The organism is Ruegeria marisrubri, from assembly GCF_001507595.1.
In the GTDB taxonomy this organism is placed as follows: Bacteria; Pseudomonadota; Alphaproteobacteria; order Rhodobacterales; family Rhodobacteraceae; genus Ruegeria; species Ruegeria marisrubri.
This window is the reverse complement of record NZ_LQBQ01000001.1, coordinates 542,168-566,249: the sequence shown is the minus strand read 5'-3', so window position 1 is coordinate 566,249 and position 24,082 is coordinate 542,168. Positions and strand designations below refer to the sequence as shown.

The 24,082-nt window shown below is 61.7% G+C and carries 25 protein-coding genes; 11 read left to right on the top strand and 14 right to left on the bottom strand.

The features are described 5' to 3' along the window. Positions 1-4: 4 nt before the first annotated feature. Genes AVO45_RS02705 through AVO45_RS02685 form a run of 5 tightly spaced genes read left to right on the top strand, consistent with a single transcriptional unit; the run spans position 5 to position 5,716 of the window. Complete coding sequence (locus AVO45_RS02705; RefSeq protein WP_068344219.1) at positions 5-1,102, top strand: branched-chain amino acid ABC transporter permease; 1,098 nt, start codon at positions 5-7, stop codon at positions 1,100-1,102. Further along, on the top strand, positions 1,099-1,863 hold the full coding sequence (locus AVO45_RS02700) for an ABC transporter ATP-binding protein (protein ID WP_068344217.1): 765 nt from the start codon (positions 1,099-1,101) through the stop codon (positions 1,861-1,863). Before AVO45_RS02705 ends, AVO45_RS02700 begins: the two co-directional genes overlap by 4 nt. Continuing rightward, the gene (locus tag AVO45_RS02695; protein ID WP_068344215.1) at positions 1,860-2,633 is read left to right on the top strand and encodes an ABC transporter ATP-binding protein; all 774 of its coding nucleotides are present in this window, start codon (positions 1,860-1,862) and stop codon (positions 2,631-2,633) included. The genes AVO45_RS02700 and AVO45_RS02695 overlap by 4 nt, the downstream gene beginning before the upstream one ends. A 5-nt stretch (positions 2,634-2,638) precedes the next feature. Then, entirely contained in the window at positions 2,639-4,525 is a 1,887-nt protein-coding gene (locus AVO45_RS02690) for an AMP-dependent synthetase/ligase (RefSeq protein WP_099045706.1), read from the top strand. Between the two features lie 30 nt (positions 4,526-4,555). Next, complete coding sequence (locus tag AVO45_RS02685) at positions 4,556-5,716, top strand: ABC transporter substrate-binding protein (RefSeq protein ID WP_068344211.1); 1,161 nt, start codon at positions 4,556-4,558, stop codon at positions 5,714-5,716. A 90-nt stretch (positions 5,717-5,806) separates the two neighbouring features. Here the strand turns inward: AVO45_RS02685 and rpsI are convergent, their stop codons facing one another. The 3 genes from rpsI to AVO45_RS02670 all read right to left on the bottom strand — a co-directional run bounded on the left by rpsI (position 5,807) and on the right by AVO45_RS02670 (position 8,332). Continuing rightward, a complete protein-coding gene (rpsI, locus tag AVO45_RS02680; protein ID WP_068344209.1) occupies positions 5,807-6,292 on the bottom strand; it encodes a 30S ribosomal protein S9 in 486 nt (161 codons plus the stop codon). 6 nt (positions 6,293-6,298) lie between these two features. Then, positions 6,299-6,757 carry a 50S ribosomal protein L13 gene (rplM, locus tag AVO45_RS02675; RefSeq protein WP_068344207.1) on the bottom strand — a complete coding sequence of 153 codons (459 nt, stop codon included), beginning with the start codon at positions 6,755-6,757 and terminating at the stop codon, positions 6,299-6,301. Positions 6,758-6,928: 171 nt separating this feature from the next. Further along, positions 6,929-8,332, bottom strand: coding sequence for an aminotransferase-like domain-containing protein (locus AVO45_RS02670; protein ID WP_068344205.1), 1,404 nt, complete (start codon positions 8,330-8,332; stop codon positions 6,929-6,931). A gap of 100 nt (positions 8,333-8,432) precedes the next feature. Between AVO45_RS02670 and AVO45_RS02665 the strand changes: the two genes are divergently transcribed. Continuing rightward, positions 8,433-8,657, top strand: a complete 225-nt coding sequence (locus AVO45_RS02665) for a DUF1127 domain-containing protein (RefSeq protein ID WP_068344204.1) — start codon at positions 8,433-8,435, stop codon at positions 8,655-8,657. A gap of 66 nt (positions 8,658-8,723) precedes the next feature. Here AVO45_RS02665 and AVO45_RS02660 read toward each other — a convergent pair whose 3' ends face one another. Then, positions 8,724-9,167 carry a PaaI family thioesterase gene (locus AVO45_RS02660; protein ID WP_068344202.1) on the bottom strand — a complete coding sequence of 148 codons (444 nt, stop codon included), beginning with the start codon at positions 9,165-9,167 and terminating at the stop codon, positions 8,724-8,726. Positions 9,168-9,225: 58 nt separating this feature from the next. Here AVO45_RS02660 and AVO45_RS02655 point away from each other — a divergent pair, with 58 nt between their 5' ends. The 3 genes from AVO45_RS02655 to gluQRS all read left to right on the top strand — a co-directional run bounded on the left by AVO45_RS02655 (position 9,226) and on the right by gluQRS (position 12,670). Beyond that, a complete protein-coding gene (locus tag AVO45_RS02655; protein ID WP_068344199.1) occupies positions 9,226-10,011 on the top strand; it encodes an enoyl-CoA hydratase in 786 nt (261 codons plus the stop codon). Positions 10,012-10,308: 297 nt separating this feature from the next. Beyond that, entirely contained in the window at positions 10,309-11,649 is a 1,341-nt protein-coding gene (gene trmFO, locus AVO45_RS02650; protein ID WP_068344691.1) for a methylenetetrahydrofolate--tRNA-(uracil(54)-C(5))-methyltransferase (FADH(2)-oxidizing) TrmFO, read from the top strand. A gap of 175 nt (positions 11,650-11,824) precedes the next feature. Next, on the top strand, positions 11,825-12,670 hold the full coding sequence (gene gluQRS, locus AVO45_RS02645) for a tRNA glutamyl-Q(34) synthetase GluQRS (RefSeq protein WP_068344198.1): 846 nt from the start codon (positions 11,825-11,827) through the stop codon (positions 12,668-12,670). Positions 12,671-12,730: 60 nt separating this feature from the next. On the opposite strand, the gene hisI is transcribed toward gluQRS, so the two are convergent. Continuing rightward, entirely contained in the window at positions 12,731-13,090 is a 360-nt protein-coding gene (gene hisI, locus AVO45_RS02640) for a phosphoribosyl-AMP cyclohydrolase (protein ID WP_068344196.1), read from the bottom strand. A gap of 67 nt (positions 13,091-13,157) precedes the next feature. On the opposite strand from hisI, the gene AVO45_RS02635 reads away from it, so the two are divergent. Further along, positions 13,158-13,610, top strand: coding sequence for an iron-sulfur cluster assembly scaffold protein (locus AVO45_RS02635; protein ID WP_068344193.1), 453 nt, complete (start codon positions 13,158-13,160; stop codon positions 13,608-13,610). A 230-nt stretch (positions 13,611-13,840) separates the two neighbouring features. On the opposite strand, the gene AVO45_RS20105 is transcribed toward AVO45_RS02635, so the two are convergent. From AVO45_RS20105 to sciP, 5 genes are all read right to left on the bottom strand, one after another. Next, on the bottom strand, positions 13,841-13,963 hold the full coding sequence (locus tag AVO45_RS20105; RefSeq protein ID WP_276202385.1) for a hypothetical protein: 123 nt from the start codon (positions 13,961-13,963) through the stop codon (positions 13,841-13,843). A gap of 113 nt (positions 13,964-14,076) precedes the next feature. Then, complete coding sequence (gene recG / locus AVO45_RS02630) at positions 14,077-16,167, bottom strand: ATP-dependent DNA helicase RecG (protein ID WP_068344190.1); 2,091 nt, start codon at positions 16,165-16,167, stop codon at positions 14,077-14,079. After that, positions 16,164-18,290: an NAD-dependent DNA ligase LigA gene (gene ligA / locus AVO45_RS02625; protein WP_068344188.1), complete on the bottom strand. Its 2,127-nt coding sequence runs from the start codon at positions 18,288-18,290 to the stop codon at positions 16,164-16,166. The genes recG and ligA overlap by 4 nt, the downstream gene beginning before the upstream one ends. Positions 18,291-18,412: 122 nt before the next feature. Then, positions 18,413-19,129 carry a response regulator transcription factor CtrA gene (ctrA, locus tag AVO45_RS02620; RefSeq protein WP_068344186.1) on the bottom strand — a complete coding sequence of 239 codons (717 nt, stop codon included), beginning with the start codon at positions 19,127-19,129 and terminating at the stop codon, positions 18,413-18,415. Between the two features lie 84 nt (positions 19,130-19,213). Beyond that, positions 19,214-19,507 (bottom strand): CtrA inhibitor SciP, encoded by a 294-nt coding sequence (gene sciP / locus AVO45_RS02615; RefSeq protein WP_068344184.1) that lies wholly within the window; start codon positions 19,505-19,507, stop codon positions 19,214-19,216. A gap of 130 nt (positions 19,508-19,637) precedes the next feature. Here sciP and mnmA point away from each other — a divergent pair, with 130 nt between their 5' ends. Next, positions 19,638-20,783 (top strand): tRNA 2-thiouridine(34) synthase MnmA, encoded by a 1,146-nt coding sequence (mnmA, locus tag AVO45_RS02610; protein WP_068344182.1) that lies wholly within the window; start codon positions 19,638-19,640, stop codon positions 20,781-20,783. 32 nt (positions 20,784-20,815) lie between these two features. Here the strand turns inward: mnmA and lpxB are convergent, their stop codons facing one another. From lpxB to fabZ, 4 genes are read right to left on the bottom strand one after another with little or no spacing between them, the layout of a single operon-like run. Beyond that, positions 20,816-21,979 (bottom strand): lipid-A-disaccharide synthase, encoded by a 1,164-nt coding sequence (gene lpxB, locus AVO45_RS02605; RefSeq protein ID WP_068344179.1) that lies wholly within the window; start codon positions 21,977-21,979, stop codon positions 20,816-20,818. Further along, positions 21,979-22,773, bottom strand: coding sequence for an LpxI family protein (locus AVO45_RS02600; RefSeq protein ID WP_068344177.1), 795 nt, complete (start codon positions 22,771-22,773; stop codon positions 21,979-21,981). Before AVO45_RS02600 ends, lpxB begins: the two co-directional genes overlap by 1 nt. Before the next feature lie 4 nt (positions 22,774-22,777). After that, the gene (gene lpxA / locus AVO45_RS02595; protein WP_068344174.1) at positions 22,778-23,563 is read right to left on the bottom strand and encodes an acyl-ACP--UDP-N-acetylglucosamine O-acyltransferase; all 786 of its coding nucleotides are present in this window, start codon (positions 23,561-23,563) and stop codon (positions 22,778-22,780) included. After that, positions 23,560-24,033 (bottom strand): 3-hydroxyacyl-ACP dehydratase FabZ, encoded by a 474-nt coding sequence (fabZ, locus tag AVO45_RS02590; protein ID WP_068344172.1) that lies wholly within the window; start codon positions 24,031-24,033, stop codon positions 23,560-23,562. The genes lpxA and fabZ overlap by 4 nt, the downstream gene beginning before the upstream one ends. Positions 24,034-24,082: the final 49 nt, after the last annotated feature.

Here is a 24,082-nt window from a genome sequence, read left to right as displayed (position 1 = left end):
GCCCATGCGAATCATTTTCAAAACCGACTACATGCAGGATATCCGCCCCTGGAAGGACGGGTATCAGCTGAGCCTCTACCTGATTCTGCTAGCCGTGATGATCGCCGCACCTTGGTGGCTGGACATGTTTTATCTGGGCGAATTGACCAACGTGCTGGTCTGGGCGATCGCCGGGCTGGGCCTGATGATCTTGACCGGGCACACGGGTCAGGCCAGCCTGGGCCACGCGGCCTTTCTGGCGATTGGCTGCTATGCCAACGTGATCCTGCTGGAAGCGGGGGTTCCGTTTCTGCTGGCCTTCCCGCTGGCGGGCATCCTGACGGGTGTCATCGGCGCGACCATCGCCATCCCTGCCCTGCGACTGCACGGCATCTACCTGGCGATCTTCACGCTGGCCCTTTCGATCCTGATGGACGACATCATCGTTCTGGCCGAGCCGATTACCGGCGGGGTTGCCGGCAAGTTCATCAGCGGAGTTGACATCTTTGGCCTGACGATCGACCGCTGGGGCACGCCGACATACTTCTACTGGCTGGTGCTGGTGGTGACGGTTCTTGTCACGCTGGGCTATATCAACCTGCTGAGGGCGCCACTCGGCCGCAGCTTCATCGCTGTCCGCGACAGCGAGGTTTCGGCACAGGCCATGGGTGTGGACATCGCCCGGACCAAGACGATCTCGTTTGGCATCTCCTGCGCCGTCACGGGCTGGGCCGGGGCGCTGATGGGGCTTTATGCCGGGGCGTTCAACAACGAAACCTTCAGCGTCGTGATCTCGATCCAGTTGCTGATGATGATCGTGATCGGCGGCCTGGGCTCGATCCACGGAGCGTTCTTCGGCGCCATCGTGATCGGATTTCTGCCGCAGTTCCTTTCCATCTCGAAGGAATATGTCGGCGCCCTGTTCGGCGGCGACACCGTTGCCATTCCGGGGCTGGAATTCGGCGTCTTCGGCATGATCCTGATCGCCTTCATCCTGTTCGAACCGATGGGTATCTACGGGCGCTGGCTCAAGATCCGCACCTTCTTTGAACTCTTCCCCTTCTACCGCAAGGACATGTTCAAGCGGCAGAAATCCTACCTGAAAACAGAGCGTCTGAGATGAGCCTGCTTGAGCTTGAAAACGTGACGCTGAAATTCGGCGGCCTGACGGCCGTGGACCGGCTGTCATTCTCGGTCGAAGAAGGCGAGGTCTTTGCCATCGTCGGCCCCAACGGAGCGGGAAAATCCACGGTTTTCAACCTGATATCGCGCTTTTATGATCCATACGAAGGCTCGATCCGGTTTGACGGCCACGACCTGCTCAAGGTCAAGCCGTCGGGCGTGGCCGCCTATGGCGTGGCCCGGACGTTCCAGAACATCGAACTGTTCGAACACGCAACCGTCTTGCAGAACCTGCTGGTCGGGCGGCATCGGCACCGGAAAAGCAACCTGGTCTCGGAGTTGTTCTTTACCCCATCGGTCAAGCGGCAGGAACTGGAGAACCGGGAAAAGGTCGAAGAGATCATCGATTTTCTCGACCTGCAGGCCTATCGCGACAAGATGATCGCGGGGCTGCCCTATGGCGTTCGCAAGGTGGTCGAGGTGGCCCGCGCGCTGGCGACCGACCCGAAACTGCTGCTGCTGGACGAACCCGCCTCGGGGCTGTCGGTCGAGGAAACCACCGACATGCGCTGGTGGATCGACGACATCCGGCGGCAGATGGGGATCACCGTTCTCATGGTCGAACACGACATGGGCCTGGTCTCGGGCGTGTCCGACCGGGTTCTGGCAATGGCCGACGGCGCCAAGCTGGCCCTTGGAACCCCGGCCGAGGTGCAATCGCATCCGGCGGTGATCGAAGCATATCTGGGGAAAGCATCATGAGCGAACCCATACTCAAGATCCGCAACATCGAAAGCTTCTACGGCCCCATCATGGCCATCCGCGGCGTGTCTCTGGACGTGCATCCCGGCCGCATCGTCTCGATCCTGGGGGCCAACGGCGCGGGCAAGACGACGCTGATGAAGACCATCTCGGGCGTGATGGACCCGGAAAAGGGCACGATTACTTTTGATGGCGAAGAGATTCAGGGATGGGAACCGCACAAGGTGGTACAGAAGGGCATCGTGCATGTCCCCGAAGGCCGCGAGGTCTTTCCCCTGCTGACGGTGGACGAAAACCTCAGCCTCGGGGCCTATACCCTTCATGACAAGGCACAGATCGAGCGCGACCGGGATCTTGTGTTCAACTATTTCCCGATCCTCGCCGAGCGCCGCGACCAGGAGGCCGGAACGCTCTCGGGCGGGCAGCAGCAGATGCTTGCCATCGGCCGGGGGCTGATGGGGAACCCCAAGATCATGCTGCTGGACGAGCCATCGCTCGGCCTGTCGCCGATCCTCGTGCAGGAGATCTTTGCCATCCTCAAGCGCCTGAACGAAGAGCAGAACATGACCATGATGCTGGTCGAGCAGAACGCCGCCGCAGCACTGGAACTGGCGCATGACGGCTATGTCATGGAGGTCGGCCGGATCGTGATGGATGGCACGGCCGAAGAATTGATGAAATCCGAGGACATCCAGAACTTCTATCTGGGGGTTCAAGAGGAAGGCGCGCGCGAGAACCGCCGCTGGAAACGCAAGAAGACATGGAGGTGAGCAAGATGGATGCAAGCACCCTGCCCGCCCAGACCGTAATCAACGGCGTTTCGTTCAACGCCACGCCTGGCCAGCGCCCCGTTCTGGTCGATGGCACCACGACCATCGTCAGCCTGTTCCAGAAACGCTGCGCCGAGCTTGGGGACCGAACCGCGCACCGGGAAAAGGATTTCGGGATCTGGAAATCCTATTCCTGGGCGGACTACTGGCAACATGCCAAATGGATCGGCCTTGCCCTGCGCAAGCTCGGGCTGCAGCGCGGCGAGGTCGTCTCGATCCTCAGCGAGGACCGCAAGGAATGGGCCTATTTCGACATGGGTATCCAATGCGTGGGCGGCATCGCCTCGGGCGTCTACACCACCGACTCGGCCAGCCAGCTCGCCTATCTCATCAATGACAGCGACAGCCGGTTTCTGATCGTCGAGGACGAGGAACAGCTGGACAAGTATCTTCAGGTCGAAGGCGAAGTGCCCGGCCTGCTGAACGTCATCATCCTCGAGGACGAAGGGCTGCATGATCTCGAACACCACCGCTGCCTGATGATCGACGACCTCTACGAGATCGGCAGGCAGGCTGAAAAGGAAGAGCCGGACGCCTTCGAAGCGGAGATCGCCAAGGCCAGCCCGCAGGACACCGCGCTGCTGATCTACACCTCGGGCACGACTGGCATGCCAAAAGGCGCGATGCTGAGCCATGAAAACATCATGGCCGCGATCGAGGCCGGGGCGCATCGCCTGCCGACGAAACCGACCGACGAGCAGCTCTGCTTTCTGCCGCTCTGCCACATCCTTGAACGGGACGTGTCGATCTATTTCCCGCTGGCGTCGAAATGCACGGTGAACTTTGCCGAAAGCCCCGAGACGGTTTTCGCAAACCTGCAGGAAGTCTCACCCGACACCTTTACGGCCGTGCCGAGGGTCTGGGAGAAAATCTACTCGCAGGTTCTGATCATGGCGCAGGAGGCCACGCCCTCGGGCCGCGCCGCCTTTGGCATGGCACTGAAGGCGGGGATGAAGCGGGCCGAATACCTTATTGACAACAAACCGGTTCCCGCCGGAGTGGCCGCCAGTTTCTGGCTCTGGGATCGTCTGGTTCTACGCAACCTGCGGCGCATGTTGGGCATGGACAGGATGCGGCGCGGTGGCACCGGCGCAGCGCCGATCTCGCCGGAACTGCTGAAATGGTACTGGGCCATCGGCGTGCCGCTGGTCGAGGGCTATGGCATGACCGAGACCGCCGGGATCGCCACGATCAACACTCTTGAGGAAAACAAGATCGGCACGATCGGCAAGGCAGTTCCCGGCATCGACGTCCGCATTGCAGACAACGGAGAAATCCAGGTCCACGGCCTGAACATCTTTCAGGGCTACTGGCGCAACAACGAGAAGACCGCCGAAACATTTACCGACGATGGCTGGCTGCGTACGGGCGATATCGGCCGCATGGACGAAGAAGGCTATGTCACCATCACTGGCCGCCTCAAGGACATCATCATCACCGCGGGCGGCAAGAACATCACCCCGGCCGAGATCGAAAGCCGGCTGAAGTTCAGCCACTATATCTCGGACGCGGTGATCATCGGCGACAAGCGCAAGTATCTGACGGCTCTGATCATGATTGATCAGGAAAACGTCGAGAAATACGCTCAGGACCGCAAGGTGCCCTTCTCGAACTTCGCCTCGCTCTGCGCCGCGCAAGAGGTGAAGGACCTGATCGCCGAGGAAGTGAAGGCCGTGAACAAGGAATTCGCGCGGGTCGAGCAGATCAAGGATTTCCGCCTGATCGACGTGCTTCTGACCGCCGAGGACGAGGAATTGACGGCCACGATGAAACTGAAACGGAGTTTTGTTGAAAAGAAACACGCACATCTCATCGAAGATATGTACAAATAGAAACCGGGATTACCCAAAGGGAGGAGAAACATGAAGAAAATGCTAACAAGCCTTGCTGCGGCCACCGCTCTGACAGCGGCGGCGACGCTGGCCAGCGCGGAGACCCAAGGCGTCACCGATGATGAGATCGTGATCGGTTCGGTCAACGATCTGTCAGGCATCTTCGCCGCCGTGGGCGTGCCCGCGACCAAGGGCGCGAACGTGGTCTTCGATCGCGTGAACGCGGCCGGCGGCGTGCATGGTCGCAAGATCCGCTATGTGGTCGAGGACCACGGCTATCAGATGCCGCGCGCGATGCAGGGCTACAACAAGCTGCTGAACCGCGATCAGGCCTTCGCAATGCTGCAGAGCCTCGGCACGCCGATGAACCTGGCGGGTTTCAAGCTGCTCGATCCGAAGGGCATCCCGAACGTAGCACCGCTGTCGGCCGCGCGGCAGATGCTGCAGGAGCCGATGAAGAACAAGTTCACCTCGTTCTCCAGCTATTATGACCAGAGCCGGGTCGGGGTGAAGTATCTGGCGCAGGAGTTTGGCGCCGACAAGGTCTGCTCGATGTATCTGCCCACCGATTTCGGCAAGGAGATCCTCGAGGGCACCAAGGCAGGCGCCGAAGAAGCTGGCATCACCTTTGCCGCCGAGACGACGCACAAGCCGGATGAAACCGATTTCGTGGGCTCGCTCAGCAAGCTCAAGGAAGAAGGCTGTGACATCGTCTCGATCGCGCTTGGTGTGCGTCAGGCCATCACCATCGTCGGCACCGCCAAAAAGATGGGCCTGAACGACATGAAGTTCCTGGGCACGTCAGCCAGCTTCCTGACCGTGGTTGCTCAGGTTCCGGGCGGCGTGACCGAGGGCTTCTATGCCGCAGCCTCTTGGCAGGATCTGTGGGCCCGCGCGGACGAGCCTGCCCCCAAGGCCTTCATCGAGGAATACAAGGCGGCAACAGGCGAAGATCCGGTGGGCTTTGCGATGCTGGGCTATGCGGCCGCCGAGATGATGGTCAAGGCCCTGGAGGCGGCCGGGCCCGACCTGACCCATGAAAGCTTCATCGCTGCGATGGAATCGCTCGACTATCAGGATGATCTGGTCGGCAACCACATGACCTATGGCCCCGATGATCACCAGGGCGCGGATTCGGTCTATGTCAACGTGGTCGAAAACGGCGCGTGGAAGAAAATCTACGAGGAGTAATCCTTTACGGATTTCGCGCCACGATGTGGCAACAAAAAAGGGCTCGCATTTGCGAGCCCTTTCGCTTTTCGGCGTAATGCTCTCTGGCGATTAGCGCTTCGAGAACTGGAACGAGCGGCGAGCCTTGCGCTTACCGTATTTCTTACGTTCCACGACGCGGCTGTCACGGGTCAGGAAACCTGCGGCTTTCAGAGCCGGACGCAGCGACGGATCGTACAGTTGCAGCGCCTTCGAGATGCCGTGCTTGACCGCACCGGCCTGACCGGTCAGGCCACCGCCCTTGACGGTTGCGACCACGTCGAATTCACCTTCGACACCGGCAACCTGGAACGGCTGGCGCAGGATCAGCTGCAGAACGGGGCGCGCAAAGTACACGTCCTGATCCTTGCCGTTCACGGTGACCTTGCCGGAGCCCGGCTTGATCCACACGCGGGCCACGGCGTCTTTGCGCTTGCCGGTTGCGTAGGAACGGCCCAGCTCGTCACGCACAGGCTCGCGCACGACAGCTTCTTCGGCCACGGTTTCAACGCCTGCGACGGCGCTCAGCTCTTCGAGAGTATTGATCTGATCAGCCATCGGTCATTAGCTCCGGGTGTTTTTCTTGTTCATGGATTTGACATCCAGAACTTCGGGGGCCTGGGCTTCGTGCGGGTGCTCGGCACCGGCATAGATGCGCAGGTTGGTCATCTGCTTGCGCGACAGCCGGTTGCCCGGCAGCATGCGCTTGACGGCCTGGTAGACCACGCGCTCAGGGTGCGCGCCTTCCAGGATCTGCTGCTTGGTGCGCGACTTGATGCCACCCGGATGGCCGGTGTGCCAGTAGAAGTGCTCGTCACGCTTCTTGCCGGTCATCTGCACCTTGTCGGCGTTGATGACGATGACGTTGTCGCCCATGTCCATGTTCGGAGTGAACGACGGCTTGTGCTTGCCACGCAGACGCATGGCGACGATCGAGGCAAGACGGCCCAGAACAACGCCCTCGGCGTCGATCAGGATCCACTTCTTGTCGATGTCTGCAGGAGTTGCAGAGAAGGTTTTCATGTCAGGACAATCCTGTTTGATGTGAAAGACCGGCCTCGACCAAGACCGGCCCGAATTCGATGGACGGTTTCTATGGGCAAGGCGTGTTCACGTCAAGCGCACTATTCCACTATTTCATTCGCTTTTTCAACGCGTTACAAAATAGGTATCTATTTACCCCACTCAATTCACCTATACGCTGATCTGTTCCGGCGGGTTGTCCAGCAAACTGCGAAGACGCAGCATGGCCTCTTCGAACCGCTCCAGCGACACGTGCCCGTTCATGGCGATGCGAACCGCGTTCGGAGCGCGGCCATCCCGCAGCGCGAACTCATCCGCCGAGCGAACCTGTATCCCTTCGCGCTCTGCCGCCCTGCTGAAAGCGGCCGAGCGCCAGCCGGAGGGCAGTTTCAGCCAGACAAAGGGCACCTGCGGATCCCAGACCAGATCGAACCCCCCAAGAGCATTCACAGCGATACGCACATATTCCCCCATACGCTCGCGGACCTTCGTCGCGATTTCGCGTGAACGCGGATCACTGAGCAGCAACCGGGTCAACTCGGCAAGAGGTTGCGCCAGGCCAAAATACCCATATTCCGCCGAGCGGCGCAAATCGGCGCTGCGTTCCAGCGGCGCAATGGCGAACCCGACCCTCAGCGCCGGCGTGAGCGTTTTCGAGATCGACGACACGTGCCATCCCCGCTCAGGCGCCAGCGCGCGATAGCTGGGCGCCCGCGCATCGCCCATGCGATAGCAGTCATCCTCGATGATCTGCAGATCGTGCCGTCGCGCGACCTCGACCACCTCTTTCCGGCGCTCCAGCGGGGCATGGCTTCCGGTCGGATTCTGCACCTCGGGCGACACGCAGACAGCTTGCGCCTGCGTCTGCCGCAAGGTTTGATCCAGCGCCTCGGGGCAGATCCCCCATTTGTCCATTCTGATGCCCACCACCTCGGCGCGCATCAACTCGGCCGCGCGGCGGAAACCGGCATAGGACAGATCCTCGACCAGAATGACGGGCCTGGGGCCTTTCAGCACCGTCTGGAACACGACGCAGATGCCGTTCTGCCCCCCGTGGGTCAGAACAATATCCTCGGATGTCAGCGGCCCCAAGGGAACATCCGATAACCACTCCACTACCGCCTGCCGGGCCGGCTGATAGGCGTCGCGAGTCGGATAGTTCAGGAACATCTCGGGCTCGGCCTGCGCCACCTTCATCAGACACTCCCGGATCAGCGCCACCTGTCCGACATCCGCCAGCCTTGGGCTGAACAGGCTGACATCCGCGCCGTATTTGTCATCCCTGAGATGCAACTGCCGCGACCAGACATCATCGAGGACCGGAAGTTTGGGAGGCGCCACGAATGTACCACGCCCGACCTCGGCTTGTAACAATCCCTCGTTGGTCAGAATCGAATAGGCACGCGCCACGGTTCCGGGCGTGATCTGCAGCCTGTAGGCCAGCTCTCGCACCGGGGGCAGCTTGGCGCCAACCCCCAATACTTTGTTTTCAATAGCATTTCGAATTGTTTCGGCCACCAGGACATATTTCGGCCCCTTGGTCTGCGGCAGCTTCTCCGGCCAAATTGTATCCATTACAATCTTTCCCTTGTTTTCGGCACAATGCCAAATGTATCAACTGTGCGTATCAAGGTGATATATTTTGTGTCAATACAATTCGGAAAGGACCCCAGTCATGACACGCGCAATGCATAGCCCCGCCCTGACGCTGCTGAACGCCAGCCCCCGGCTGCAGCTGATCGCCGCAGTGGCCGTGCGCTTTGCCGCGACCGTGACAAGGTGGGAACAACGGCGCCGAACCCGAGTCAATCTCAGCCGCCTGGATGACAGGATGCTCAAGGATGTTGGGCTGACACGCATGACGGCGCAACAGGAATACGACCGCCGCTTCTGGCAGTAATCAGGAATCCCCAGTCCCTGAAAAGGGGCCTCTTCCCTGGCCGGGGCTTGCCCCCGGCCCTTTTTGTCAGCCCGCCGAAGCTGCTGCCGACCCGATCGGCGGAATGGAATAAGTCATAGTAGCACGGGCGACCGGCTTGCTGGATCCTTCCGAGAACATCAGGATGTCCCCCACGGCCAGCGAACGCCCAAGCTTGAGCAGCCGGCATTTCGCGACCATCTGAGCGCCGCCTTCGGGCTTGCGCATAAAATCCATCGAACAGTTCGTCGTCACGGCCAGCGCCATCGGCCCAAGCCTTGCCAGAACCATCGCGTAGACGCAGACATCGGCAAGCGCGAACATCGAGGGGCCGGACACCGTTCCACCCGGCCTCAGATGCCGCTCGGCCGTCAGCAGGCGCATGGTGATCGTGTCCTCGGTCAGATCGTCTATGGCAAAGTCTTCTTTGACCTGAGGAAATACGGCCGCAAGATAATCCGCCAATTCTTCCTTGCTCATTGCCAATGACATTCTTCCCCTCCTCGTCTGCTGGCCTTAGAGTTGCCCTGACTTTCTCGCGGAGGGCAAGATGGCAATTCTGGAACGTAACGACACCGGCGCGATTGCGCATTTGAAGATGAACGCGCCCGAACGGCTGAACGCGCTCAGCGACGAGATGCTGGCGGCGCTCCAGGCCCAGTTCGACGAGTTGCGCGAGGATCGTTCGATCCGGGCGGTGATTCTGTCGGGTGCCGGAAAGGCGTTCTGCGCCGGGCACGACCTGAAGCAGATGACGGCCGGACGCCAAGCCGAGGACGGGGGCCGCGCCTATTTCAAGGATCTCTTCGACCGCTGTGCGCGCATGATGATGTCGATCCAGTTGCTGCCGCAACCGGTCATCGCGCAGGTGCATGGCATCGCCACCGCGGCAGGCTGTCAGCTGGTGGCGAGCTGCGATCTGGCTGTCGCCGCCGAAGGAACACGCTTTGGCGTCAACGGGGTGAATATCGGACTATTCTGTTCGACCCCCATGGTGGCGCTCAGCCGCAACATTCCTAGGAAACACGCCTTCGAGATGCTCACCACCGGTCAGTTCATTGAAGCCGGCCGCGCAGTCGAGCTGGGCTTGGTGAACCGGGCCGTACCCGTTGAGGCGCTTGAGGAAGAAACCCGCGCATTGGCCGAAACGCTGGCCTCGAAACTCGGCGCGGCCGTAAAGATCGGGAAACAGGCCTTTTATCAGCAGATCCAGATGCCACTGGATCAGGCCTATGCCTATACAGGTGACGTGATGGTCGAAAACATGCTCTATCGTGACACCGAGGAAGGAATCTCTGCCTTCATAGAAAAACGGGACCCGGATTGGAGCCAATAAGTTGCCAACTGGTTAATTGTTTCGCGATCCGGGCGGGATTGTTGACATCTTGAATCTTTCCATAACGGCAACACTGTGACAAAGGTTTGACAAGGCCTTGCCTTATCCAAGCTTTTGGGTCGCCGCGGACGGAAGGTCCCTCCGGCCGGTTTCTCTCACCGGCACTGACATTCCCGCAGCGGCGACCCCAAGATGCTCCCAATTCGACGACAAGCGGCCGTCGCGCCCTGAAAGGCGCGGGCGCCCCACGTCAGCAAGCCGTTGCACAGCTCGGCTTGCTACCCTATGTGGCACCACATGAGCGAAAGATTGCATATCGTAGGCGGCGGCATGGCCGGATCCGAGGCTGCTTGGCAGGCCGCCGAGGCAGGCGTTGACGTGGTCATCCATGAAATGCGCCCCAAGGTCGGCACATTCGCGCACCAGACCGGCAACCTGGCCGAAATGGTGTGCTCGAACTCTTTCCGGTCCGACGATGACGAACAGAACGCGGTCGGATTGCTGCATTGGGAGATGCGGGCCGCCAACGGGCTGATCATGACGACGGCGGATGCCCACCGCCTGCCCGCTGGGGGCGCATTGGCGGTTGATCGGGAACCTTTTGCCGAAACGGTCACCGCAAAGCTGCGCGCGCATCCGCGCGTCTCGGTCACCGCCGAAGAAGTCACGGAATTGCCCGAAAACGGCCACTGGATCTTTGCAACGGGGCCGCTGACCTCGCCGAAATTGGGCGAAGCCATCCGCAAGGTGACCGGGGCCGAGTCGCTGGCCTTTTTCGACGCCATCGCCCCGATCGTCTATGCCGAAACGATCGACATGAGCAAGGCCTGGATGCAGTCGCGCTATGACAAGGGCGAAACCGAGGAAGAGCGCACCGCCTACCTCAACTGTCCGATGGATCGTGACCAGTACGAGGCTTTCATCGACGCGCTGCTGGCCGCCGACAAGACCGAATTCCACGAAGGTGAAACGGCCGGGTACTTCGACGGCTGTCTGCCCATCGAGGTGATGGCCGAGCGCGGCCGCGAAACCCTGCGCCATGGCCCGATGAAACCTGTGGGACTGACCAATCCGCATCAGCCCGATGTCAAACCCTACGCCGTGGTTCAGCTGCGCCGCGACAATGCGCTGGGAACGCTGTTCAACATCGTGGGTTTCCAGACCAAGATGAAATACGGGGCGCAGACCGAGGTCTTTCGCATGATCCCGGGGCTGGAAAACGCCAGCTTCGCGCGTCTGGGTGGCATTCATCGGAACACCTTCATCAATTCCCCCACCCTTCTCGACAGCCAAATGCGGCTCAAGTCGCGTCCGAACATCCGCTTTGCCGGGCAGATCACCGGTGTCGAGGGCTACGTCGAAAGCGCGGCGATGGGGCTGTTGGCGGGTCGGATGGCTGCGGCCGAGATGAAAGGCAAACCGCTGCCCGAGGTGCCGCAGGACAGCGCGATGGGTGCGCTCATCCACCACATCACCGGCGGTGCCGAGGCCAAAACCTTCCAGCCGATGAACGTCAATTTCGGACTGTTCCGCCCTGTTGAAGGACTGAAGGGCGGACGCCGCGGCCGCAAGGATCGCTACAAGGCCTATACCGACCGCGCCAAGGCGGCCTGGCTGGGCTGGCTCGGGAAAGACTGAACCCGCGGTTTTTTTTCGCTCAGGAACGCCCGTATTTCCAACGGTGGGACGACAAGGCGGACAGGGTTCCGCCTCCTGCGGCTGGACTCGAACGCGGCACAACTGTTACTTGGGCAGCAGGGACAACAACCGTCCGGGGCGAGCCTGTCTCCCGGCGCAATATTGTCGATAGACCGTGACGTTCACCACTCGATTCGCCCCATCCCCGACCGGCCCCCTGCATCTCGGCCACGCCTATTCGGTGCTGCTGGCCCATGACATGGCACGGGCTGAGGGCGGAGTATTCCTTCTCAGGATCGAGGATATCGACCAGAGTCGCGCCCGCCCCCATTGGGAAGCGCAGATCTACGACGACCTGCATTGGCTTGGCCTCGCATGGCCGGAACCGGTCATGCGCCAGTCCGAACGCCTGCCACGCTATCGGCAGGCCCTGAATCGGCTCATCGCAATGGGTCTCGTCTATCCCTGCAAGTGCAACCGCGCCGACATCGAGGCCGCCGCCGGCGCCCCGCAGGAAGGCGTGCCTCAGTTCGGCCCTGACGGGCGCATATACCCCGGCACTTGCCGTCACCGGCCACTTGACGAAACGGGCTCCAATGACGTTCTGCGCCTCAATATCCGCAAGGCGCTGGCCGCGGCCCCTGCCCTGCGGTTCCACGAAACCGGTCCAGCTCATGCCGGCATGCACGAACTTTCACCGGGCGATCTGATCGATAGAGTCGGCGACATCGTTCTGGTGCGCCGCAACATGCACAGCTCCTATCACCTATCGGTGGTCGTGGATGACGCCGATCAGAACATAACCAACGTCGTTCGCGGCGAAGACCTGTTAGAGGCCACCCATATCCACGTCCTGCTGCAGGCGCTTCTCGGCCTGCCCACCCCCATCTACCACCATCACAAGCTGATCCGCGACGAGAACGGCAAACGTCTTGCCAAGCGCGACGACGCCCGGGCCATCGCACGCTACCGCCAGGATGGCCTGACCCCGCAAGACATTCGCGAAATGGTCGGCCTCTGACCTAAAACCTTCATCTTTTCAAAAATACTCTCGTCGAAGGCATGGCCCGGAACGGGCCATTCATTCTTCTGGCGCCATCAATTCGACCTCACGGCCATCTCGCACCGCGGTGTAAAAACAGCTCCGCCGGTTGGTGTGACAGGCCGGCCCAGTCTGACGCACCACCACCAGCAGGCAATCCCGGTCGCAGTCCACCCGGAAATCCACCAGTTCCTGCACATGGCCAGAGCTTTCGCCCTTGACCCAGAAAGACTGCCGCGAGCGCGACCAATACGTGACCCGCCCCGATGACAGCGTTTTCTCGACGGCTTCGGCGGTCATCCACGCCATCATCAGCACCTCGCCCGAACGCTCGTCCTGGGCAATCGCCGGGATCAGGCCGGCCTCGTTGAATTTCAAGGTCGATGGGTCGAACTTCATGGGCAAAAACCTTTTGCATCCCGGAACACGGTCACTATGTATGGGGAACAGCCAACGAGGGGAAGCCATGTCCGGCGAGACTGACCTGATCAAGCTCTATTCCAGCCGCATACTGGCGCTTGCGGCCGACATTCCGCACCTCGAGCGGTTGGAAAACCCGGATGCGACGGTCAAAAAGCGTTCGCCGCTGTGCGGCTCGACAGTAACGGTCGATGTCAAAGTGAAAGATGGCCGAATCTCCGAGTTCGGGCAGGACGTCAAAGCCTGCGCGCTTGGTCAGGCGTCAGCCGCTGTGGTGGGGGCCGCCGTGATCGGTGCCACGCGCGAACAGGTGGAAAAGGCGCGCGATCAGCTCAAGGCAATGCTGAAAGAGAACGGCCCCGCACCCGACGCGCCATTCGACGGGCTCGAGGTGCTGATGCCGGCCCGCGAGTACAAGAACCGCCATGCCTCGATCCTGCTGGCCCTCGAAGCGACCGCCGAGGCGATGGAACAGGCAGAACAGGCCAACTGCGCCTGATCCACCACTCCCATTTGCCGAGTTAGAGCTTCGGCGCCCCCGACAAAAAACCGCCGCCTCTCCCGGGCAGAGAGGGCGGCGGCAGGTTGTGCGGTTCTCGCGAGGGTTCGGAACAGCCAGGCGGGGCCGAGGCAGGGCCCCTCAAGGGTCTTGGGATGGGCAGGTCACCCTTGCATCAGATAGGGACAGGCGATGCTGGCAGACCGGCGCGAGATCGCAGGCAGATGAGGTCAGAAACTTCCCGGCAGGTGCAGGGCAACCATCAGCATGACCACGAGCGACACCACCCCGACGGCGTCCTGCAACAGAGTGCTCTGGGAACGGATCAACGCGGTCTTGATCTGGGTCAGCATGGTCTCACCTCCGGTCATCAAATTAAGCTTTTGTTGACCTTTTGTTCTCACTTCTGACCGAGTCTGTAAAGAACTTTTTGAGAACATTTGCGAACTTTTTGTGATCCGATCGCTTAACCCACTGAAATCAAACGGATCGCCTGGTCCTGTTTCATCAGCCACAGCAGAACACGCGCCGCCTTGCCTCGGTCGGATGTCAGCGTGGGGTCGGCGGCAAGCAAGGCCCGCGCATCGGATTGTGCGACCGCCATCAGCCCAGCCTGTCGTTCCAGGTCGGCAATGCGGAACTTGGGCAGGCCGGATTGCGCGGTTCCAATCAAATCACCCGCCCCCCGCATCTCCAGATCCGTTTCGGCAATACGGAAACCGTCTTCGGTTTCGCGCAAGACCTCCAACCGCCTGCGCCCGCCCTCGCTCAGGGGCGGCTGATACATCAGCAAGCAGGTCGAGTCCGCATCACCGCGCCCTACCCGACCTCGAAGCTGGTGCAATTGCGCCAGCCCGAAAATCTCGGCCCGCTCGATCACCATGATGGTGGCGTTGGGCACGTTGACTCCCACTTCGATCACCGTGGTGGCGACCAGCACTTTGGTCTCGCCAGCCTGAAACGCAGCCATCGCCGCATCCTTTTCGGCCGGGGGCATCTGCCCATGAACCAGCCCCACGACCCCTTCGCCCAGAACCGCCCGCAGACGTTTGAAACGCTCCTCTGCTGCGGTCAGGTCGGAAACCTCGGACTCGTCCACCAACGGGCAGACCCAATAGCACTGGCGCCCCTTCTCGATCGCGTTGCGCAGATGCGCGACGACTTCGTCCATGCGTTGCGTGCTGACAATGGCGGTCTTGATCGGCTTGCGCCCCGGCGGCTTCTCGTCCAACACCGAAACGTCCATATCCCCATATTGCGCCAGCGCCAGGCTGCGCGGGATCGGCGTGGCGGTCATCACCAGCACATCGGCGGCCACACCCTTGTCGGCCAGTTCCATCCGCTGCCGCACACCGAAGCGGTGCTGCTCGTCCACGACGGCAAGGCGCAGATCGTGGAATTCCACATCACTTTGGAACACCGCATGAGTGCCGACAAGAACCTGAATGTCACCGCGTTTCAACGCGGCCAGCTTCGCCTTTCGCTCTGCCCCCTTGTCGCGTCCGGTCAGGATCTCCAGCACAACCCCCGCCTCTTCGGCCAGCGGGCGCAGCCCTTCGAGATGCTGGCGTGCGAGGATTTCCGTCGGTGCCATCATCACGCCTTGCCCGCCTGCCTCGACCGCGACCAGCAGCGCCATGAAGGCCACCAGTGTTTTTCCCGCTCCCACATCGCCTTGCAGCAGGCGGTTCATCCTCGCCTCCGAGGCCATGTCGGCGGCGATCTCCTCGATCGCGCGGGTCTGGGCCCCGGTCGGCCGATACGGCAGATTTTCCAGAACCTTCGACTGCAGCGCGCCGGTTCCGACACTGACGATGCCGCGCGCCTTGCGTTCACGTTGTCGTGCCAGCGCAAGGGTCAGCTGGTGCGCGAAAAGCTCGTCATAGGCCAGTCGCGCACGCGCCGGAGCGGTCGGAACCACGTCATCGAGGCCGCGCGGCGCATGCGCCGCCTTTATTGCCGACAACCAGTCCGGCCATCGCTCTTTCGTGATTTGTGCCGGGTCGATCCATTCTGCCAGTTTCGGTGCGCGCGCCAACGCGCTTTGCGCCGCCTTGTATGCGGTCTTTTGGGTCACGCCCTGCGTCAGGTGGTAAACGGGTTCAAATTCGGGGATCTCACCCGCCTGCTCGACCGGCAGCATGTGGTCGGGATGGACCATCTGGGCCATGCCATCGAAAAGCTCCAGCTTGCCCGAAACCACGCGGCGCGCGCCCTGCGGCAAGACCCGTTTCAGATAATCGCCGCGGGCATGAAAAAACACCAGCTGAAACGCGGTCTGCGCATCCTCGACATGTACACGGTATGCGCCACCCTTGTTGCGCGGCGGGCTGTGGGCCCCAATGGTCACCTCGACCGTGAGGGTCGATGGGATCTCGGCCCCCTTGATCGTGTCGCGGCGGCGACGGTCCACCACCGCATAGGGCAGCCAGAACAGCACGTCGCGGGGCGTCTCGATCTCGACCTGACGAAACAACTGCGCCGTTTTCGGCCCGACGCCCTCAAGCGTTTCGAGCTCGGCAAAGAGTGGAAACAGTATCTCCGGTCGTCCCGTCATGCCTGACCGATCAGCTGCAACCAGCCATCCTCGTCCAGCGTTTCGATTCCCAGTTCAGCCGCCTTCTTGGCCTTGGAACCAGCGCCAGGGCCAGCCACCACCAGATCGGTCTTCTTGCTGACCGAGCCCGACACCTTGGCCCCCAGCGCCTCGGCCCGTGCCTTGGCCTCGGCCCGGGTCATCTTTTCCAACGTGCCCGTGAACACCACGGTCTTGCCGGCAACCGGGCTGCCGGTGGTGTCGGGGCGTTGGGCTGGCAAGACGGTCAATTGCTCGACCAGCGCGTCGATGCTGGCCCGCTCGGCCTCTTGCGCAAAGGCGGAAACCAGCGCCCGCGCCATGACCTCTCCGACGCCGTCGATGCCGATCAACCTCTCCCATTCCGGGCCCTCACAGCCGGCAGCCGCGGTGATGCTGCGCTCGAACTCTTCCCAGGTACCATAATAGTTGGCGATCAGGTTCGAGGCCGCCTCTCCGACATGCCGGATGCCCAAAGCAAACAGCAAACGCCCGAAGGGAATGGTGCGTTTTTCATTGATGGCGGCCCAGAGCTTGGAGACACTCTGCGGCCCCCAGCCCTTGCGGTTGGCCAGCTTGTTCAGGTTGGCCTTGTCCCGTTCCTCGAGCGTGAAGATGTCCACCGGGGTTTTCACCGGAAGGTCAGGGTCGTTGTAGAACATCTCGATCTGCTTGGCGCCCAAGCCTTCGATGTCGAAGGCCTTGCGCGACACGAAATGCTTCAGCTTTTCAACGGCCTGCGCCGGACAAATCACGCCTCCGGTGCAGCGTCGGACGGCGTCGCCCTCTTCGCGGATCGCGTCGCTGCCGCATTCCGGGCATTTGGTGGGAAAGACGAAAGGCACCGCATCCGGCGGCCGTTTCGACAGGTCAACATCGGCCACTTTGGGAATGACGTCGCCAGCCCGATAGACCTGCACCCAGTCGCCGACACGGATGTCCTTGCCGCCTCGGATCCGCCCTCCCTTTGCGTCGCGACCGGCTATGTAGTCCTCGTTGTGCAGGGTGGCGTTCGAGACCACAACGCCACCGACCGTCACGGGCTTTAGCCTTGCGACCGGGCTGAGCGCGCCAGTGCGGCCGACCTGAATGTCGATGGCCTCGAGCCGGGTCCAGGCCAGTTCCGCCGGGAATTTGTGCGCGATCGCCCAGCGGGGCGTGGTCGAGCGGAAGCCCAGCCGCGCCTGCAGGGCCAGGTCGTTGACCTTGTAGACCACGCCATCGATGTCATAGCCGAGCGTGGCCCGCTGCGCCTCGATCTCGCGGTAATGCGCCAGCATTTCGTCCAGCGTCTCGCACAGGCGGGTCAAGGGGTTGGTCTGAAAGCCATATTCCTGCAAACGGGCAATCGCCTCGATCTGGGTCTCTCCCAGAGGTTCCGAGATCTCGCCCCAGGAGTATGCGAAAAAGCGCAGCGGCCGCGAGCGGGTGATTTCGGCATCGAGCTGCCGCAGCGACCCGGCCGCCGCGTTGCGTGGGTTGGCGAACAATTTGCCGCCCGCCTCGGCCTGCCGGGCATTGAGCGCGTCGAAATCGGCATGAGACATGTAAACTTCGCCGCGCACCTCCAGAACTTCCGGGGCGTCTTCGATCCGCTTGGGAATATCGGGAACGGTGCGCGCATTGGCGGTCACGTTCTCGCCCACTTCGCCGTCGCCGCGCGTCGCGGCCTGAACCAGCACGCCCCTTTCATAGCGCAACGACAGCGACAGCCCGTCGATCTTGGGCTCCGCCGTATAGGCCAGCGGCACCTCTGGTCCCAACCCCAGATACTTGCGGACGGACCGGTCGAAATCGGCCACGTCCTCGTCATCAAAGGCATTTCCCAGCGACATCATGCGAACCGCGTGGGTGACCTTGGCGAATCCCTCGCCGGGTTGCGCTCCGATCAGTTCGGTAGGACTGTCGCTGCGTTTCAGGTGCGGAAAGCGCGCCTCGATCTCGGCATTGCGGCGCTTGAGGGCATCGTATTCCGCGTCCGAGATCTCGGGAGCGTCTTCAATGTAATACTTTTCGTTGGCCCTGGAAATCAAAGACGCAAGCCGGGCCAGTTCTTCGCGCGCTTGCTCTTCGGTCAGCTTGTCTGCCGGAATCGTGTCGTTCATGGCCTCGCCCTGTCGCTCGATCTTGAAACCCAGTGATAGGGCGAGGCCATGAGCAGGTCCAGATATTCCAGTGTCGTGAGTGGCGGTGCCGCCCCGGACCCTTGGCGACGCATTCTTTCCGTTCAGGCACCTACGGCAATTTGCGGTGAATCCTCCGCCGCCGGTTCGGGCTCACGCAGGACATACCCCCGCCCCCAGACCGTTTCGATGTAGTTGTCACCGCCCGTCGCGTTGCTCAGTTTCTTACGCAGCTTGCAGATGAAAACGTCGATGATCTTGAGTTCCGGCTCGTCCATGCCGCCGTAGAGGTGATTGAGGAACATCTCCTTGGTCAGCGTGGTCCCCTTGCGCAGGCTCAGCAGTTCGAGCATCTGGTATTCCTTTCCGGTCAGATGAACCGGCTTTCCATCCGCCTCGACCGTCTTGGCGTCCAGATTGACCGCGATGCGGCCGGTCTTGATGATCGACTGCGAATGTCCTTTCGACCGACGAACGATGGCGTGAATGCGCGCCACCAGTTCTTCGCGATGGAAGGGTTTGGTCAAGTAGTCGTCGGCGCCGTATCCAAAACCCTTGATCTTGCTTTCCGTGTCATCCGCGCCGGACAGGATCAGAATGGGCGTATCGATCCGCGCAATCCGCAGCTGCCGCAAAACCTCGTGCCCCGTCATGTCGGGCAGATTCAGGTCGAGAAGAATGAGGTCGTAATCATAAAGCTTCGCCAGATCGATGCCTTCTTCCCCGAGGTCGGTGGCATAGACATTCAGATTGGCGTGGGTCAGCATCAACTCGATGCTCTTGGAAGTTGTCGGATCGTCCTCGACAAGAAGAATGCGCATCAAATCTCTCCATCTCGCTCAATGTTCCGGTTTCGTATCGAGCCTTGACCATGATTGGTTAATCTGACGTTACCGATAGTTCCGTTATTCCTTATCAACCCTTGGTTGTCGATATTTTTTCATCGAAGTCACCTTCAGGGCGTCAATTCCGTGATCGGCCATTGCGGCAACCCAGGAATTGAATTCCTCATCGCTCAACCCGTATCTCTGCTTTGCCTCGGACGCGGAAAGCAGTCCGTGAACCACGGCTTTCACGACAATTGCCTTTCGGGACGCGACCCATCGTCTGGTATCCTCAGGCGGCAGATCCGCCCGCGACAGGATTGATCCATCCGGCAGGGTGATCGACCGGGGGCCATTCACCTTGTGCAAAAACATTGTCAGCTCCTTTCTTGGTGCCGCTACGCTGACCGCCGGTGCTTAATGCCGCGTGAAACCGCCCCTTGAGAGTGTCTAGGATTTTCCTATATTCTGCCGGTCTTCCTTAACCCGGACAGGATCCACGCAAATGGCCCTCGATACCGAGACCCCAGTGAACTCGCTTGGCTTTGCCAAACCCCCGTCGGAAACACGGGTGGTCGTTGCCATGTCTGGTGGCGTGGACAGCTCGGTCGTGGCGGCCTACCTGGCCGATCAGGGCTATGACGTGGTGGGTGTCACGCTGCAGCTCTACGACCACGGGGCGGCGCTGGCCAAAAAAGGCGCCTGCTGCGCCGGGATCGACATCCACGACGCCCGCCGCGTGGCCGAGGAGCGTGGGTTTCCCCACTACGTTTTGGACTATGAAAACATCTTCAAGGATGCGGTGATCGACGAGTTCGCCGACAGCTACCTCGCGGGCGCTACGCCTGTTCCCTGCATCCGCTGCAACGAGCGCGTCAAGTTCAAGGATCTGCTGGAAACGGCAAAGGATCTCGAGGCTGACTGTATGGCGACCGGCCACTACATCCAGCGCAAGATGGGCCCCAATGGCCCCGAGTTGCACTGCGCCGAGGATGCAAACCGCGACCAGTCCTATTTCCTGTTCTCGACCACGCCCGAGCAGCTGGAGTTCCTGCGCTTCCCGCTGGGCCACCTGCCGTCCAAGGACGCGACCCGCCAGATGGCCGCGCAATACGGGCTGAGCGTGGCCGACAAGCCCGACAGCCAGGACATCTGTTTCGTGCCCAACGGCAACTATGCCAGCGTGATCGAGAAACTGCGCCCCGGCGCGGTCGAACCCGGCGAGATCGTTCACACCGATGGCCGCGTTCTGGGCCAGCACAACGGCGTGATCCACTACACGATCGGCCAGAGGCGCGGCCTTGGCATCGGCGGGCTCAGCGAGCCGCTCTATGTCGTCAAGCTGGACGTGGACCGCAAGCAGGTCGTCGTCGGCCCCAAAGAGATGCTGGCCACCCGCACCATCCCAGTGCGCGAGATCAACTGGCTGGGCGATGCGCCCTTCACCTCGCAGAAGGAGTGGCATGTCTCGGTCAAGGTCCGTTCGACCCGCCCCCCGCGCGAGGCGATCATTCGCCCCCTGTCGGACACCACCGCCGAGGTCGAACTGCTGACGCCTGAGGAGGGCGTCTCACCCGGGCAGGCCTGCGTGTTCTACGAAACCGGTGGCAGCCGCATCTTTGGCGGCGGGTGGATCTGGAAAGGCGAATAGACCCGTCTTTCCCCGTCCCACACGGCCAGAAATCAGGCGGAGGCTTCCATCCTTGACAACACGGCGCGTGCGGCGCGCAGACCCGGCGCCTCTCCTCCGCGCCCCAGCCGCTCCATGGTGACGCGCATGGCCTCGGCCTGAGCCTGCGGGTCCGCCTGAACCTCGGCCAGCCGTGCCGCGATCTTTTCCGGTAGGCAGTCCGGCCCAAGACACTCTGGAACCGCGCGTGTTTCACTGACCAGATTGACCAGCGTCACAGTATCCAGTTTGACCAGCCGTTCCGCCATCTTCTGGGTCAGCCAGTTCAGCTTGTAGGCGATCACCATGGGCGTGGCCTGCGCCGCGAGTTCCAGCGATACGGTTCCCGAGGCGGCCAGCGCCAGATCGGCCGCGCCGAATGCGGCTCGCTTTTGCGTGGCAGCCAGAGGCGGTTCCATACCGCGCGGATCGACGACGACGGGATCACCTGGCCACGCGCTCACATGCTGTGCCACTTGATCCGCGATATGCGCAACGGCCGGAACCACGACCCGCATCTCGGGGTTCCGAGCAAGGTGCAAGTTCAATGCCTCGCCGAAAACCGGCGCGAGACGCTCGACCTCTCCCCTTCGGGAACCGGGCAAGGCCAAAAGGATCGGAGCGTCTCCAAGGCCATGTTCCGCTCGGAAACGGGCCTTTTCCTCTTCGGTCGCGACCGGTTCGGTCGTCACCGGGTGGCCGACGAAATCGCACTCCATACCGGCGCGTTCCATGTAGGGCGGCTCGAACGGCAGCAGGGCCAGAACATGGTCGATGACCTTGGCCATCTTGTCCGCCCGCCCCGGTCGCCAGGCCCAGACGCTGGGCGCCACGTAGTGCACCGTGCGGATCGTGCCTTGCGCCTTGACCAGCTTGGCCACGCGCAGCCCGAAATCGGGGCTGTCGATGGTGATCAAGACGTCGGGCTGCGTATCAAGAACGGCCTGGGCCGTCTCGGCGATGCGGCGCTTGAGGTGAAAGAACTTGGGCAGGACCTCGACCAGCCCCATGACGCTGAGTTCGGACATCGGAAAGCGGCTGTCCAGCCCCTGTGCCTGCATCAGCGGGCCACCGACGCCATCGAACTCGACATCGGGAACCAGCGTTTTCAGCCCTTCCATCAGTGCCCCGCCCAGCCGGTCTCCCGATGGTTCGCCGGCGACCAGGAACACCCGCATCAGGCCGCGCGCTCCCGCACCAGCAGGAACAGGCCGAGGCGGTCGCACTCGTCAATTACCCGTTCGCGGTCCAGCACGATGACACCACCCTTTTCGATGACGATACCGGACAGACCGGCCGCCACCGCTCCGGTCACCGTGTCAGGCCCTATGGTGGGCAGATCCACGCGACGATCCTGATCGGGTTTAGGCGCCTTGAACAGCACTCCGCCGCCTGCGTCCGGTCGCTGTGTCAGCGTCTCCAGCATCCAGGCGGTTCCGAACACACCTTCGATCGCCAGAGCCTGCCCGCGCAGAACCACACAGGCCTGCCCCACATCGGCCGCACTCATCGCGCGCAGGATGCCCGCGCCGCGATGCGCGTCCTCAAGATCCTGCTCGGAAGGCTGCGCCTCGGTCAGGCAACCAAGCGGAGGTAATATGTCGGGGGCCAGTTCATGCGCCGCCCGAACCGTCAGGCCGGCGTTTTCGAAAATCCCGATGGCGGCCCGCAAAGCGCCGTCATCGCCCGACATGACGGCCTTTTGCAGGATCGGCACCAAGGGCGCGGTTTCCGCGTCGATCTGTTTGGGGTCGATGACCGGACGGCGCACCGCGCCCGCCATGCAAACCTCGGTCACGCCCCGCGCTTTCAAATCAGCGATGAAGCTGCCCAGTTTTTCCAGACGAAAGTGTCGGTCCACCGTCAGGCGATCCGGCTCGAACCCTTCCATCGCACAGATCAAAGGGCGCTCGGGCAACCGGGCCACCAACTCGTCCGGCAATGCGCCGGTTCCGGCGATCAGGGCCAGCATCGTGCTACTTCCCCGGCGTCAGGAAGGACCGGTCGCTCTCGCCCGTAACGAAATCGACGATCCGCTGGACGTATTCGCTGTCGGCTCCCTCGCCCAGGCGCTTGGCGCGCTCCATGAAGGTGCCGTCACCTTCGGACAGTTCGCGGAACGCGGCCCGCAATGCCGAGATGTCCGCCCGAGGAACGCCACGGCGCTTGAGGCCGACCAGGTTCAGACCATCCAGCTTGCCGCGCGGTGCCTGCACCAGCCCATAGGGAATCACATCGCTGGGCACCATGGTCAGCGCCCCTATGATGGCCCCGCGCCCGACACGCACCCACTGGTGCAGACCAGAGAGGCCGCCGACGATAACGTCATCCTCGATGATGCAGTGACCTGCGGCGCCTGAATGGTTCACCATGATCACCCGGTTGCCGATCTGCACGTCATGGGCCACATGCGCCCCGGCCATCAACAGGCAGTCATCGCCGATCCGAGTGACACCGCCGCCACCCTCGGTGCCGGCATTGACCGTCACATGCTCGCGAATGCGGTTGCGCTTGCCGATTTCCAGACGGGTGTTTTCACCCTTGAACTTCAGGTCCTGCGGAATCTCTCCGATCACCGCGAAATTGAAGATCACGCTGTCGTCACCGATGGTCGTATCGCCGGTGACCACCACATGCGATTTCAACTCGACCCGGTCGCCCAGCTTCACTTGGGCTCCGACAAAGCAGAACGGACCGATAACGCAATCCTGTCCGATCTCGGCGCCGTCTTCGATGATTGCGCTGGGATGAATCTGGCTCATGCGGTTTTTTCCATGGTCCAGTCCACATAGGCCGAGAACTCGGCTTCGGCGGCAACCTCTCCATCGACCGAGGCGACGCCGCTGAACTTGAACAGCTTGCCGCCCGGCTTGCCGCGCACGGTGGTCACATGCATTTTCATGACATCTCCGGGCACCACCTTGCGGCGGAACTTGCACTTGTCGATGGACATGAAATAGATCAGCAGCTCGGTATCGACCACGTCGAATCCGACACCCAGCATCACGCCGGCGGTCTGCGCCATCGCTTCGACGATTGTGACGCCGGGCATGATCGGCGTTCCCGGAAAATGCCCCTGGAAGTGCGGCTCGTTCATCGTGACGTTCTTGATTCCGACAGCGGATTTGTAGCCGTTGATGTCGACGACCTTGTCGACCAGCAGAAACGGGTAGCGGTGCGGCAGGATCCGCTGAATCAGCTGAATGTCGGCACTCTTGGTTTCCGTGGTCATCGTGCAGTTTTCCTGTTCTGGACTGGTGTTTCGTGCGTGGTTAGCAATC